This window comes from Hyphomicrobium sp. (genome assembly GCF_041659645.1).
GTDB lineage: Bacteria > Pseudomonadota > Alphaproteobacteria > Rhizobiales > Hyphomicrobiaceae > Hyphomicrobium_B.
This window is the reverse complement of the sequence record NZ_JBAZXX010000001.1, coordinates 524770-537911: the sequence shown is the minus strand read 5'-3', so window position 1 is coordinate 537911 and position 13142 is coordinate 524770. Positions and strand designations below refer to the sequence as shown.

The following is a 13142-nucleotide window of genomic DNA, read 5'->3' as shown; positions in this document are numbered from 1 at the left end:
CAAATGGCCTGCCACCTCCGGTTGGCGTCTATCCCAACGCCATTTTCGAACAGTAGCCTAATTATCGATGAAATGAAAAAATGATCCGGTTGCGAGGCCCCGGCGGCTTCCACCGTCTTCCAGCAATTCGCCGTCGGAATTCTCCAATTTGAAGAGCGCCGCGTCAGGTGACGCAAGAACGCGCGCGTAATGGAATTCATGGCCTGTCAGAACGTCGCCAGCCGACCCTAACGGGCAGCCCCCGACGAGTTCGGCCCGCCGGTATCCGAGGTTCATTTTCCGCACGGCAAAAGACGTCTCAAGGCCCAAAAGCCCGAGCATCTCGTGTCGCTCGCCATCGCCGTCCACGAGTCCGGCGCCGAGCACCATATACCCGCCACACTCACCATGAACGGGACGTGACCGCGCGAAATCCGAAATCGCCGCCTTGAAACGCCCTGCATTCGCGATTGCGCCCGCGTGAAGCTCTGGGTATCCGCCCGGCAGCCAGACGACATCGGCGGTCGCGTCAGGCGCTTCATCCGCCAGCGGCGAGAATGGCAGTAGCTCCGCTCCGGCTAGCCGCCAGCCGGCAAGAAGATGCGGATAGACGAATGAGAACGCCGCGTCGCGCGCAAGGGCGATGCGTTGCCCAGGAGGGCGAACTCTCGCGCGATTTCCGGAAGCGATGAAACCCGGTGTCGCAAGGCTCAGGATCTTGCCGACATCGATGTTCGCTTCGATGAAATCCGCCAGCGCATCGAGGCGGTTTTCGATCTCGGCCGTTTCCTCCGCTTGCACGAGACCCAAATGCCGCTCCGGCAAAACAACGGCATTCTCACGCGGCAGCGCTCCGACGACCGGAAGACCCGCGCGCTCCAAAGCGTCCGTCGCGAACCGGACGTGCCGCGGGCTCCCGGTCCTGTTCAAGATGACGGCGGCGATCGTCACGCCTGCACAAAAATCGCGAAAACCGCGCGCGACGGCGGCAGCCGTCTGCGATTGCCCGGAAATGTCGAGCACCAGAATAACGGGCCATCCCGTTTTGGCCGCCAGGTCGGCGCTGGCACCGTTTCCCCAAAATCCTGGCCGCGACACACCGTCGAAGAGACCCATCAGCGCTTCGCACACGACGATATCCGCGCCGCTTGCCGCGTCCGACACAATGCCCGCCACCCGATCCCAGCGCATCGCCCAGCTATCGACGTTAAACGACGACCGCCCTGCGGCGACCGCATGAAACGCCGGATCGATATAATCAGGTCCGCATTTGAAGGGCTGAACCTGAAGTCCGCGCCGCACGAGCGCGCGCAGGAGCCCAAGCGTAACGGTCGTCTTCCCTGAGCCCGAACGCGGTGCCCCGATCATGATTCCGGACGGCAGCGTCCAGGTATCCGGCATCACGCGCCGCCTCGAAAACGGCGCCGGTAGTCGACGCTATAAAGCGCGCTCTCGCGAAAATCGTCGCGGCCCAGAGCTTCGCCGACAAGAATCAACGCTGTTCGCTCTGCCCCCACCTCGCCTGTTTGCGCGACAATCGTCTGCAGCGTGCCGCGAATGACCTGCTCGTCCGGCCACGTGGCCCGGTAGACGACCGCCGTCGGACAATCCGGCCCGTAGAATGGCAGCAAGCGGCGAACGACATCCCCAATCACATGAATTGAGAGATGCACAGCTAACGTCGCCCGCGTCGCAGCAAATGCTTCGAGCTGTTCCGACTCGGGCATCGACGACGCCCGTCCCGACGTTCGCGTCAGAACCACCGACTGCGCGACCTCCGGAAGCGTCAGCTCTCGCCCGAGCACCGCAGACGCCGCGGCAAACGACGGCACGCCCGGCGTGATCGTATAGGCGACGCCAAGCTGATCGAGACGGCGCAACTGTTCGCCAAGCGCACTCCAAACCGAAAGATCGCCAGAATGCAGCCGCGCGACGTCCTTGCCTTCGTTCGTCGCCGTAACGATCCGCGCCATGATATCATCGAGCGTCATCGGCGCTGTGTCGACGATTTCCGCCGCCTGCGGACAATAGGTCAGCAGCGCTTGCGGCACGAGCGATCCGGCGTAAAGGCAGACCGGGCATTTTGCGATGAGATCGCGGCCGCGAACGGTAATGAGATCAGCTGCACCCGGACCCGCGCCGATGAAATGCACCGTCATTCCGCGCCCTTTCGTTCGTCAGCCGATTGTGCCGCCGCAATCGTGATATTCCCGGCGATGCGCCGCGCCATGATGAGCTGCGAGCCTGCGCCCGCCCCGACGAGCGCCGCCGCTTCCGCAATCGACGCGACGCCAAAAAGCAAGAGCGTTCGCTCCGAGCGAGTCAGGCAATCTCCGCTTCTCGCCCGCATGGCGTCCAACGCGACGGACCGATAATCAAGGCCCGCCTCGCCGGCTGCATCGCGGACGTGATGTGCGAAGATCGCAACGTCGAACGTCGCGACCACATCGGCGCCACCTACGGCTTCCCGCGCTTCGGCGAGCGCTGTCGCGAAATCATGCTTATGCGCTTGGCTATTAGCGCCGATGCCAATGGCGATCATGCGCCACCCAGCGGTTTTTGCGCGACCCATTGCATGATCGGAAGCGCGGGCCGCCAAGTCGTTCGCGACCCGACCGGCTCCGCGCGCTCGACGCTTAGACGCGTCAGTGTTCCCCCATGGGCATAGTACGCGGCGAGCAAATCGGCTTCGGATTCGATTGTCACCGCGTTGGCAACGATCCGCCCCCCGGGCTTCAGCGCCGTCCAGCACGCCGATATGACTTTGCCTGCCGCGGTTCCGCAGCCGATAAAAATCGCGTCCGGCTGCGGCAATTGCCGAAGCGCGTCAGGCGCCGGTCCGATCTCGATGTAAAGATGCGGCACCCCAAGAGAAATGGCGTTCCGCATCGCCCGAGCCGCCCGATCTTCATCGCGCTCGATACCGATGGCCTTGTTCGATGGATGCGCCAAAAGCCATTCGATCCCGATCGAGCCGCTCCCCGCCCCGACATCCCACAATAGTTCTCCCGCGCCCGGCCGAAGCGACGACAGCGTGACCGCGCGAATTTCGCGTTTCGTCAATTGCCCGTCGTTCTCGAAGTAGCTATCGGGCAATCCAGCGTCGAAGGGTATAGGCCGCGCGTCCGGACCGGCGATAACATCGACGCCGACAATGTTCAGCGGATCGACGTCAACAAAATCGAAAGCTTCGGCTCGCGTCCGGCGAATGCTCTCACGGCTGCCGCCGAGCGCTTCCATCACGATCACCTCGCTCCGGCCATAGCCCACGGCCGTCAGCAGCGAAGCCACATCTCGTGGCGTATCGCCGTTGAGCGCCAAAGCCAAAATGCGGCGCCCCTGATGCAGATGCCGACGAATGAGCGGCGTGAAGCCGTTCATGTTCAAACCCAGCGTCGTCACATGCTGTAACGCCCAACCGAGGCGTGCCGCCGCGATCGAAAAGCTCGACGGCGACGGCACGATCAGCATCTCTTCAAGAGGAATAGACCGCGCCAACGTCGCACCTGCGCCAAACCAGAATGGATCGCCGGACACGAGCACGACGACAGGCGTCCCGCGCCGCGCCAAAATTGTCGTTGCCGTGGCTTCGAGGGGCTTTTCCCATTCCGCCTTGTCGCCGGGCGTGTCTCCGACGAGGTCGAGATGCCTCCGGCCGCCGATAACAAGTTCCGCCGCATCGATCAGTCGAATGGCAGCATCGCTTAACCCTGCGCGGCCGTCCTCTCCGATCCCGACGATGGACAACCAGCGCCCGCTCATGGCATGGGGCTTTCATGATGACGGTGACAACAGGCAGCCCGCTGCGCATTCTGCTTCTCGGCGGAACGACCGAAGCGACGGCTCTCGCCACGCATCTCGCACGCGTTGACGGCGTTCAAGCTACGCTGTCTCTTGCGGGCCGCACGGCCAATCCCGCCGCGAGCGCGTTTTCGGTGCGCATCGGTGGCTTCGGCGGGGTCGAAGGCCTCGCCAATCATCTGCAGCGCGAAAAAATCGATCTTCTTGTCGACGCGACGCATCCCTTCGCCGCGCGCATCAGCGCCAACGCCATCGCCGCGAGCATCGAAACCGGCGTTCCCCTCCTCGCTGTCGAACGTCCGCCCTGGACGCAGGTCGATGGCGACGATTGGATCGAGCATGACGGCATCGAGGCCGCGATCTCCGCGCTGCCCCACAAGCCGCAAGACGTCTTTTCCGGTCTCGGTCGCCAGGCCATCGACGCCCTTCGGCGCGCTCCGCACCATCGCTATCTGATCCGCGTCGTCGATCCCATCGAACTTCCCGCGAACCTTGCGCACGCCAAAATTATCACCGCGCGTGGACCGTTCCACACGGAAGACGACATCAAGATCTTCACAGAGCATCGCATCCGTTACGTCCTTGCCAAGAACGCGGGCGGTAGCGCCGCTTATTCCAAAATCGAAGCCGCACGCAAACTCGGTATCACCGTGCATATGGTTCGCCGCCCCGCGCTCGGCCCGCGCCCGACCGTCGCGACCTCCGACGAAGCCCTGAACTGGATCGAAGCGCTTCATCGAACGCGCTCCGACCTTGGCGTATAGACCCAGGCCCGCCCATCGCCTGACGTCACCTTCCGCGTCGCCTGCGATCCAACCATAACCAGCGTGCGCATGTCGCACGCCATGTCCCCGGCTCCCGCGAGCGTCGTAACGTCGATCTCCTCGTCCGGCCGCCCGACGGCACGAGCGAACACCACGATCGTTTCGTCGGGCAATACCCGGCGCAAAATATCAAACGCTTGGCTGATCTGCTGCGGCCTTGCTTTCGACGCCGGGTTGTAGAGCGCGATCACGAAATCCGCTTCCGCTGCAAGCCGCAAGCGCTTCTCGATTGTGGCCCAGGACTTCAAATTATCCGAGAGCGAGATGGCGCAGAAGTCATGCCCCAACGGCGCGCCGATCCGCGCCGCAGCCGCGAGCATCGCTGTTACACCGGGCTCGACGCGAATATCGACACCGTCGGCTGATGCTGGATTTTTCTCGACAGCTTCGTAAACGGCCGCCGCCATTGCGAAGACACCGGGATCGCCCCCCGACACAACGGCCACGCGGCGGCCGCTAGCAGCCAGTTCCAACGCACGCTCGGCCCTCGCCAGTTCTTCGCGATTGTCGGACGATTCTAAAACCTGCCCCACGCGCGGCGTCAGCCGATTCACATACGGCGCATACCCAAGGACGATATCCGCGCCCGCGACCGCCTCCGTGGCTGCCGGTGTAATCCAGTCCTTCGGTCCGGGGCCGAGCCCGACAATCGTCAATTGCCCGTTCATGCGATGCGCCGTCCGCGACCGCCCGGAAGCAGGATGATCGAGAAATAGGGAACCGCGCAATCACCGAGGTCCGACAAGCGAGCTACGCGTTCGCCCGCCATCGTCCCACGCTCGACGTAGATCGCGTCGTCAAACCTTCCAGCGGTTCGAAGCGCGTCTTTGATTTTCTCGATGTTGTGCCCGACCTTCATGATGACAGCCGCATCAGTTTCCGTGAGATGCTTCGCCAGGACGCTTTCTTCCAGCGTGCCCGGCAAAACCGTCATCACATCGTCGCCATATGTGATAGGTGCCTGCGCCGCGGTCCAACAGCCCGACATACCCGTGATACCCGGAATGACCATCACCGGATGCGTGGCTTTGATACGATCGTACATATGCAGAAACGATCCATAGAAGAATGGATCGCCTTCGCAAAGGAGCGCCACATCGCGACCGTCTTGCAAGTGAGCGACGATCGCATTCGCGCTTGCGGCGTAGAAATCGCGGATCGCCGAAACGTAACCGTCCTCGCGAAAATCGATCTCCGTCGTAACGGGATACTCGAAAGCGGCTTCGATAATATCGGCCCGGATATGCGCGTTCGCGATCGTGCGCGCATGACCCGAGCGCCCCGCCTTACGAAAATGCGCGACAACGGGCGTTGAACTCAAAATACGCGCCGCTTTCAGCGTCATCAGCTCGGGATCGCCAGGCCCCAGGCCGACGCCGAACAATGTCCCGGATTTCACCTCGTTCATTCGGCCTCGCTTGCGAGCGCGTTGACAGCCGCAGCCGCCATGGCGCTGCCGCCCTTCCGGCCTCTGACGATCGCGAACGGAACACGGCCGTCGGCGGCCAGCGCGTCCTTGGATTCCGCCGCGCCGACGAAGCCGACAGGCATGCCGATGACAGCGGCAGGTTTGGGCGCACCCTCGTCGAGCATCTCCAACAGCCGGAACAGTGCTGTCGGCGCATTTCCGACGACAACAACCGAACCCGCAAGCTGCGGCTTCCAAAGCTCCATGGCGGCCGCGGTGCGCGTATTACCGATCGCCGCCGCCATTTCCGGAACGCGCGGATCGCGCAGCGTGCAGACGACGGAATTTTCCGCTGGCAGCCGCGTGCGCGTGATGCCGTCAGCGACCATCATGGAATCGCACAGGATGGGCGCACCGGATTTCAACGCTGCTTCGGCGGCGCAGGCGAACGTCGGCGACATGACGATGTCGCGCGCGATATCGACCATGCCGCAGGCATGAATGATACGTACGGCAACTCGCTCTTCCTGCGGCGACAGATCTGCAAGGTCCGCTTCGGATCGGATGATCGCAAAGGACCGCGCATAAATCGCCGCGCCGTCGCGAATGTAGTCTTGCACCGTCATATCGTGGGCTCCAAGATCAAGCGGGAGATCGCCACGCCGATATCATCGGCATCGATCGTCTCTTGCACGCTCGATGAACTCGCCGAACCGTTCCTGATGATGTCGTAGTGGCCGCCGCGACCGACGAGCGTGAAGTCTGCTTCCGCGCGCCTCGCACAGCCTTTCTCGCACCCCGAGATATGCACCGAACAATCGCGTAACGCGCTGCCAAAAGAGTCTGCGAAGCGTTGCGCGTCCCGGCGCGTATCGGTGCTTGAATTCTTGCACGCAGGCGAACCGGGGCAGACATCCATAGCCAGGCGGACGTCTCCGGCACGCGTGATCAGCCCCGCGGCATCCGCACCGCGAAGCAATTCGTCCGCCCGTGTCGAGTCCAGAGACGGCAGCACTAAAACCCGCTCGGAACCGGCATAGATCTCGTTTGCATTCGCAGCGGCCGCCGCATCGCAAAGCAAATCGAGTTGGGCGGCGACGATGCGTCCAAACGGCAAGCCCGCGCCGACACCGAATACAACGTCGCCGTGCGAGAGCAAACCGACACGGCCGGCATGCTCGCCGCGCTCCGCCACTGACGGAACCGGCGCTTTCAATCCCGCCATCGCAAACAACGTCGCGACGCCGAGGCGAGCAACCGCATCACGCATGCGCCGGAAGCCCGGGTCATTTTCCTTAAGTTCGTTGAACGCAAGCGCAAGGCCCAAAGCCGATTCGACAATATGGTCGCGCAAGATCTCGCAACGAATGTTGGCGGCGCCATCGAGGCTGATCATTAGGCAGTCGCCGTCCGCCGAAACCATGATGTCGGCGTTTCGGCCGCCGACTTGCGGTGCCGCGACGCCCGAGAAGCTGAAGCCGAACTTTCCAGGCAGCGACCAAAGTCGCCGGTCGCGAACCAGGGCATTCTCCAACAGCGTCGCGAGACCACGAATGTCCGCACGCGCCGGATCGAGCCCGCTCAACGGATCGACAACGACGTTGCGCACGGACTCAGCTTCCACAGACGCATCAAGCAATCCAGCTTCGTCGAGCGCCGCGAGGGCATTGTCGAAGGTTTCCTCTGCGACGCCCCTGATTTGCAGATTGCCGCGATTGGTCAGGTCGATTTCACCGGAACCGAAACGCGCCGAAACGGTCGCAATCGCGCGCAGAGATGACAGCGAAAATGCGCCCGCACGCGGCCTCACGCGCACCAGCAAACCATCGCCCGACCGCATTGGCCGAAGCGCGCCGGGACACCAGCCCTTCCGCAAATGTTCCGCTGACGTCATTCTGCCGCCTCGCGCGGCGAAGCCTTTTTGCGGGCGATTCCTTCGAGATCGTTCCGGCGCGGTTGCCAGAGCCCGCGCGCAATGGCTTCCTCAAACCGGCGACGCATGGCGTCGATAGCACCCGGGTTTTCGCGGGCCAGGAACGCCGCAACCGTCGGGTCTCCGAGATAAGCCTCGTAAAGACGCTCGAAGCCACCGCTATCAACCGAATGCGCCGTCGCCGCGAACGCGAAGGCGGCGTCGACGCTTTGCGCCATCTCCGCCCCGCCGCGAAATCCATGCCGCATCTGGCCTTCGATCCAGCGCGTATTCGCCGCGCGCCCATGAATGACCCGCGCGCATTCTTCCTGAAGCGTACGAACGCGCGGCGCTTCGGGGGTCGCCGTATCGCCGTGATAAAGCGCGACACGATCATTGCCGAGAGCCGCAGCGGCTGCTGCGAAACCGCCTTCATGAGCCGCGAAATCGCCGCCGGTCAGAAGATCGATCTCACTGTGATCCTGCACATGAACGAAAGCGTCGGCCGACCTGACGCGGTCTTCAAACTCCCCGCGAGCTACGGTCAAGCTTTCGCCCCTGAATGCAGCTTCGGAATTTTCAATATAAGACCGGCCGAGTTCCTCGCGCTGCCGCCAGTCCCCGCGATCGATGTGCTGCATAACTCCGGCGCCGAAGCTTCCGCCTGCCGGTCCGAAGATCCGATCCAGCCGCGATTCCGCTTTCGCCGCCGCGCGCAACGGATTGTCGCCCGCATCCTCCTGTAGTCCGGCCACGAGCGCCACCGCGCTATCGAAAAGCGCAAGCTGCGCGCCGAACATGTCGCGAAATAGCCCGGAAATACGCAACGTTACATCCACCCTCGGGCGGCCGAGCTCCGCGAGCGCTTCCGTCTCAACACCGGTCACACGATAGGAGCGTTGATCCCAAACCGGGCGAACGCCGAGAAGTGCCAGCACCGTCGCAAGTTCTTCCCCGCCTGTACGCAGCGTCGCACTGCCCCAAAGATCGAGTACGATCGCGCGAGGCCAGTCGCCATGATCGGACAAATAACGATCAAGGATTGCTTTCGCCGCGCGTCGTCCATTCACCCATGCCGTCGGCGTCGGCACGCTGCGCGGATCGACACTGAAGAGATTGCGCCCGGTCGGCAGCACATCGGAGCGGCCACGGCTCGGGGCGCCTGCTGGACCAGGCTCGATGAATCGGCCCGCGAGAGCGCGAGCAATCGCACCGAGCTCCGTCTCGTCGAGCACGTGCAGCCCGTCGCGAATGGCAAGCTCTTTCACGTCGCAGAGAAAGGCGTCGATCCGCATCAGCGCTTCGTTCGTCGCCATCCCGGCTTCGAGCCCGCATCGCTCGGCAATGCCCGCGCGAACAGCGGCATCGACGATCTGGGGGGACAAAACATTGCGCCGCCTAGGATCGAGACCTTCGGCGGACGAGAACTCATCGACGAGCCGCTCGACCTCGCTCAACGGCCCCGACAATCCCGCCTCCGTCATCGGAGGCGGTTTATGCCCGAGCGTCACGGCCGCGATCCGCCGCTTCGCCTGCGCGGCTTCACCCGGATCGTTCACGATGAACGGATAAATCATCGGCAACGCCCCGAGGAGCGCACGCGGGGCGCACACTTCGCTGCCCGCGATGGCTTTTCCGGGCAACCATTCGAGCGTACCGTGCGCGCCGAGATGAATGAGCGCATCAATCTTCGCAACTGTCCGCAGCCAAAGATAGAACGCGACGTAGCCATGGCGTGGTGGCGTCGAAGGATCGTGATACTGCGCCTTGCGATCGAGCGTTTGCCCGCGCTCCGGCTGTAGTCCGATCGCGAGATTTCCCGCAAAGACCGTGCGAAAATGAAATGCGCCATCGACAATGGCATCGTCCTCCGCGGCATCGCCCCAGGCTGCGGCGACGCTCTCGCGGAACGCTGGCGGAAGCGCTTCGAACGCGGCGCGGTACGCTTCGACCGGCCATGACACCGAGCGCGCCGGATCGAGCCGCTCGATCAAATCGCGCGACCCAGCTGGAAGATCGGCGACGGCATAGCCCGCGCTTTGCAAGCACGACGCAATTTTGCAGGCACTTTCGAGGCTATCGAGCCCCACGGCATGGGCGATCTGATCGGGCCGCCCGGGATACGTCGAAAGCAGCAAGCCGACTCGAACCTCGTTACGCGGCGATGCCCTGAGCTTCGCCCAACGCGTAGCAAGATCGGCAACATGCACGACGCTCGGGACATACGGCACATGCCGCAACAGCGACATGCCGAGATCGCGCCCCAGCTCGTCTTCTTCCTTGAATGAGATGATGCCCGCGAACAGGCGGCCATCGAGTTCCGGCAACACGACGTGCATCGCCAGATCCGACGCCCCAAGGCCACGCTGCGATTTTTCCCAAAGTGCGAATGTCGAATTGGCGAGCGCAACCTGAAGAACCGGACAATCAGCGCCGTCAAGTGGCGATCCCTCGGAGCCGTCGCGGGCGGCAAACGCTGTCGCATTCACGATGACGCCGGGCTCGATGCGCCGAAGTTCGTGCTGTAGCCATGCCGCCGCATCCGTGGCCTTCAGGCTCGGCAAATAGAATGCCGTTGCCGCGACGCCTCGATCTTCGAGCGCGTCCAGCAACGCATCGATCGGCGCAACGTCTCCAGCCAGCAGATGCGAACGATAGAAAACCACCGCCGCCGTCCCGATATCGGCCGTCGACGACACACTCGTTCGATAAACTCCGAAACTCGGAATGTCTCGCGGAGCAGGAATTTCGCCGTCAGCGGCGCGCTGTCCCAGCATGGCATTCAGCGCCACGCGCGTATTCTCCACGCCGCCCGCGTCCAACAGCGCTTCGACCCGCGCGAGATCGTCAGACTGAAGCGTCGACAAGGCCGAAAGGCGAATGTCAGGACGGCCGTCACCCGGAACGATCGCGAGAGCAATTCCAAGCTCATGGCATCGCCGCCCCAATTGTTCGCCGCCGTAACGCCAATAATCGAGACCGCCGAGCAACCGCACGAGCACGGCCTTCGTCCCCTTCAGCGTCGTATCCGCGAAAAGATCGACGGACATCGGATGCCGCAATGCGTTGAGATTGGCGATCCGCAAGCTCGGCCGCGCGTCGCCCATCCCACGAGATGCCGCTGCGGCCATCGCCAGATCGGAATCCGAGAACGACAGGAAAACGATATCGGCGGGCGCAAGTCCGAGATCCTGAGGCGCTGCGGCCTCGTCCAGATCACGGCTCTCGCGAACGACGATATGCATCAAGCGGCGCCCGTCAGAGTCCGGGTTATGCCATCGCGATCGAGGCCCTTCTGACCGATCACGACCAGCTTGCCGACGCGGCGCTCTCCCGATTGCCACGCTCGTTCGTAACGCGTGTCGATCCGTTCGCCGACGCCTTGTAGCAGCAGCCGCATTGGCTTGCCGTCGATCGCCGCGAAGCCTTTGACGCGAAGGACGTCGTGATCGTTGGCGATCGCCTTTGCTCGTGCCGCGAGATCGGCCGGTGAGGCAAGTTCCGGCACTTCGACAATGAACGTCTCGAAATCGTCGTGATCGTGATCCGGCTCGTTGTCGTGATGCGATGGCCGCGCCGCGAGATCGTTTTCTGCCGCGGCCGAAAGCCCGAGCAACACATTCGCGGGGACCCGGCCTTCGCGCGTCGCGACGATCTTGATGGCGCGCGGCACACTGCGCCTGATCTCGTCTGAAATTGCAGCCGCGTCTTCCGCTGAGAGCAGATCGGTTTTGTTGAGCACGACGAGGTCGGCGCAGAGAAGCTGATCCTCGTAGACCTCTTCCAATGGATTTTCATGATCGACGGACGGATCCGCCGCGCGTTGCGCCGCGACCTTCGCCGGATCATCGGCAAATCGCCCGGCCTTCACAGCCGGACCATCGACGACCGTCACCACGCCATCGACCGTCACGCGATTTCGAATATCTGGCCATTCGAAGGCCTTCACCAGCGGCTTCGGCAAAGCCAAGCCGGAGGTCTCGATGATGATGTGATCCGGCGCAGGCTCGCGCGCCAGCAACGCTTCGAGCGTCGGTATAAAATCCTCGGCAACCGTGCAGCACAGGCAACCGTTCGTCAGCTCGATGATGTTTTCATCCGGACAGTTTTCAACGCCGCACGAGCGGAGGATCGCCCCGTCAACGCCGACGTCGCCGAACTCGTTGACGATGAGCGCCAGACGCCGCCCTTCGGCATTCTCGATCATGTGGCGCACGAGCGTCGTCTTGCCCGCACCCAGAAACCCCGTGACGATCGTAACGGGCACCTTGCGCGCGCTCATTGGTCAAACTCCTGACGGTTGCGGTTTGACCCAAATGCGCCAAGCCGCATCGTCGCGGCTTCGGCAAGTGAAAAAGGGGTGAAATCCTGAAGGTCTAACGCGCACCGCTGTGCGCCGGATAATTTGACGTCCATCTTAACCTTTCTCGCCCCACCGGCGATGGATTGGAGAGTCTCGAGTGACGGCAGGTCTCCTGGCTCGCGGGTCTTGGCATCCGGCGACCTTCCCGAGCTCGCGCCCAGTGGCTGTTTCGCCCGTGCTAACCGCTCACAGTTGCGGGGGCAGCTGCGGAGTAAATACCGCATTCCCTTTGAACCCTCTTGCGAGGGACCGTCGTCTCAATCGATAAGTGACCGCATAACCGACGTCAATCTCCAAGCGGGCCTCGGCGGTCCGCCTGAAAGTCCCATAATGGTCACATCGCACCTACCGCCGCTGACCCTCGTTCTTGGCGGTGCCCGATCGGGCAAAAGCGCTTATGCCGAACGGCTTTTGACCGGCATCCCCGGGCCTTGGGCCTATATCGCCACGGCAGAGGCGTTTGACGACGAAATGCGCGAGCGGATCAAGCTGCATAAGGGTCGCCGGACCGGCTGGGTTGACCACGAAGTGCCCCTCGATATTGCCGATACATTGGCAAACCGCACGGCTGAGCTTCCGTCCCTCGTCGATTGCCTGACACTATGGCTGTCGAATGTGATGCACGCCGAACGGCCGGTCGCGGGCGCGACGGACGCCCTGATCACCGCGTTGTCCAAGCGGGTCGCCCCCTGTGTGCTAGTCTCGAACGAGGTCGGCCTCGGCATCGTGCCGGAGAACGCCCTTGCGCGAGCGTTCCGTGACGAAGCCGGGCGCTTGAACCAGAAAATCGCAGCCGCTGCGGATAGGGTCGTATTTGTCGCCGCCGGCTTGCCGTTGACTTTGAAAGGTTGAGAC

Annotated in this window: 12 protein-coding genes and 1 riboswitch; of the genes, 2 read left to right on the top strand and 10 right to left on the bottom strand. The window is 63.0% G+C overall.

What is annotated here, in order from left to right; all coding sequences use genetic code 11:
• Positions 1-57: 57 nt before the first annotated feature.
• The 4 genes from WC811_RS02450 to cbiE are packed head-to-tail and all read right to left on the bottom strand — an operon-like array spanning position 58 to position 3741.
• Positions 58-1380, bottom strand: a complete 1323-nt coding sequence (locus WC811_RS02450) for a cobyrinate a,c-diamide synthase (RefSeq protein ID WP_372640577.1) — start codon at positions 1378-1380, stop codon at positions 58-60.
• On the bottom strand, positions 1380-2138 hold the full coding sequence (cobM, locus tag WC811_RS02445) for a precorrin-4 C(11)-methyltransferase (protein WP_372640574.1): 759 nt from the start codon (positions 2136-2138) through the stop codon (positions 1380-1382). Before cobM ends, WC811_RS02450 begins: the two co-directional genes overlap by 1 nt.
• Entirely contained in the window at positions 2135-2521 is a 387-nt protein-coding gene (locus tag WC811_RS02440; protein ID WP_372640572.1) for a cobalamin biosynthesis protein, read from the bottom strand. The genes cobM and WC811_RS02440 overlap by 4 nt, the downstream gene beginning before the upstream one ends.
• Positions 2518-3741, bottom strand: a complete 1224-nt coding sequence (gene cbiE / locus WC811_RS02435) for a precorrin-6y C5,15-methyltransferase (decarboxylating) subunit CbiE (protein WP_372640569.1) — start codon at positions 3739-3741, stop codon at positions 2518-2520. Before cbiE ends, WC811_RS02440 begins: the two co-directional genes overlap by 4 nt.
• Positions 3742-3758: 17 nt before the next feature.
• Between cbiE and WC811_RS02430 the strand changes: the two genes are divergently transcribed.
• Complete coding sequence (locus WC811_RS02430) at positions 3759-4544, top strand: cobalt-precorrin-6A reductase (RefSeq protein WP_372640567.1); 786 nt, start codon at positions 3759-3761, stop codon at positions 4542-4544.
• On the opposite strand, the gene cobJ is transcribed toward WC811_RS02430, so the two are convergent.
• The 6 genes from cobJ to cobW are packed head-to-tail and all read right to left on the bottom strand — an operon-like array spanning position 4514 to position 12206.
• The gene (gene cobJ, locus WC811_RS02425) at positions 4514-5272 is read right to left on the bottom strand and encodes a precorrin-3B C(17)-methyltransferase (RefSeq protein WP_372640564.1); all 759 of its coding nucleotides are present in this window, start codon (positions 5270-5272) and stop codon (positions 4514-4516) included. The two genes, WC811_RS02430 and cobJ, sit on opposite strands and share 31 nt — an antisense overlap.
• Positions 5269-6012 carry a precorrin-2 C(20)-methyltransferase gene (locus WC811_RS02420; RefSeq protein ID WP_372640562.1) on the bottom strand — a complete coding sequence of 248 codons (744 nt, stop codon included), beginning with the start codon at positions 6010-6012 and terminating at the stop codon, positions 5269-5271. The genes cobJ and WC811_RS02420 overlap by 4 nt, the downstream gene beginning before the upstream one ends.
• Positions 6009-6638 (bottom strand): precorrin-8X methylmutase, encoded by a 630-nt coding sequence (locus WC811_RS02415; protein ID WP_372640559.1) that lies wholly within the window; start codon positions 6636-6638, stop codon positions 6009-6011. The genes WC811_RS02420 and WC811_RS02415 overlap by 4 nt, the downstream gene beginning before the upstream one ends.
• Positions 6635-7906 (bottom strand): precorrin-3B synthase, encoded by a 1272-nt coding sequence (cobG, locus tag WC811_RS02410; protein WP_372640556.1) that lies wholly within the window; start codon positions 7904-7906, stop codon positions 6635-6637. The genes WC811_RS02415 and cobG overlap by 4 nt, the downstream gene beginning before the upstream one ends.
• Positions 7903-11169 (bottom strand): cobaltochelatase subunit CobN, encoded by a 3267-nt coding sequence (gene cobN, locus WC811_RS02405; RefSeq protein ID WP_372640554.1) that lies wholly within the window; start codon positions 11167-11169, stop codon positions 7903-7905. The genes cobG and cobN overlap by 4 nt, the downstream gene beginning before the upstream one ends.
• Positions 11169-12206 (bottom strand): cobalamin biosynthesis protein CobW, encoded by a 1038-nt coding sequence (gene cobW / locus WC811_RS02400; protein ID WP_372640552.1) that lies wholly within the window; start codon positions 12204-12206, stop codon positions 11169-11171. Before cobW ends, cobN begins: the two co-directional genes overlap by 1 nt.
• Positions 12207-12371: 165 nt before the next feature.
• Positions 12372-12556: riboswitch (cobalamin riboswitch) on the bottom strand.
• Positions 12557-12617: 61 nt separating this feature from the next.
• Here cobW and cobU point away from each other — a divergent pair.
• Positions 12618-13139, top strand: coding sequence for a bifunctional adenosylcobinamide kinase/adenosylcobinamide-phosphate guanylyltransferase (cobU, locus tag WC811_RS02395; RefSeq protein ID WP_372640550.1), 522 nt, complete (start codon positions 12618-12620; stop codon positions 13137-13139).
• The last annotated feature ends 3 nt before the right edge of the window (positions 13140-13142 follow it).

Bases quoted from the DNA above. Each gene is read 5' to 3' on its own strand.
- WC811_RS02450 (WP_372640577.1), bottom strand. From the start codon at position 1,380: ATGCCGGATACCTGGACGCTGCCGTCCGGAATCATGATCGGGGCACCG.
- cobM (WP_372640574.1), bottom strand. From the start codon at position 2,138: ATGACGGTGCATTTCATCGGCGCGGGTCCGGGTGCAGCTGATCTCATT.
- WC811_RS02440 (WP_372640572.1), bottom strand. From the start codon at position 2,521: ATGATCGCCATTGGCATCGGCGCTAATAGCCAAGCGCATAAGCATGAT.
- cbiE (WP_372640569.1), bottom strand. From the start codon at position 3,741: ATGAGCGGGCGCTGGTTGTCCATCGTCGGGATCGGAGAGGACGGCCGC.
- WC811_RS02430 (WP_372640567.1), top strand. From the start codon at position 3,759: ATGACGGTGACAACAGGCAGCCCGCTGCGCATTCTGCTTCTCGGCGGA.
- cobJ (WP_372640564.1), bottom strand. From the start codon at position 5,272: ATGAACGGGCAATTGACGATTGTCGGGCTCGGCCCCGGACCGAAGGAC.
- WC811_RS02420 (WP_372640562.1), bottom strand. From the start codon at position 6,012: ATGAACGAGGTGAAATCCGGGACATTGTTCGGCGTCGGCCTGGGGCCT.
- WC811_RS02415 (WP_372640559.1), bottom strand. From the start codon at position 6,638: ATGACGGTGCAAGACTACATTCGCGACGGCGCGGCGATTTATGCGCGG.
- cobG (WP_372640556.1), bottom strand. From the start codon at position 7,906: ATGACGTCAGCGGAACATTTGCGGAAGGGCTGGTGTCCCGGCGCGCTT.
- cobN (WP_372640554.1), bottom strand. From the start codon at position 11,169: ATGCATATCGTCGTTCGCGAGAGCCGTGATCTGGACGAGGCCGCAGCG.
- cobW (WP_372640552.1), bottom strand. From the start codon at position 12,206: ATGAGCGCGCGCAAGGTGCCCGTTACGATCGTCACGGGGTTTCTGGGT.
- cobU (WP_372640550.1), top strand. From the start codon at position 12,618: ATGGTCACATCGCACCTACCGCCGCTGACCCTCGTTCTTGGCGGTGCC.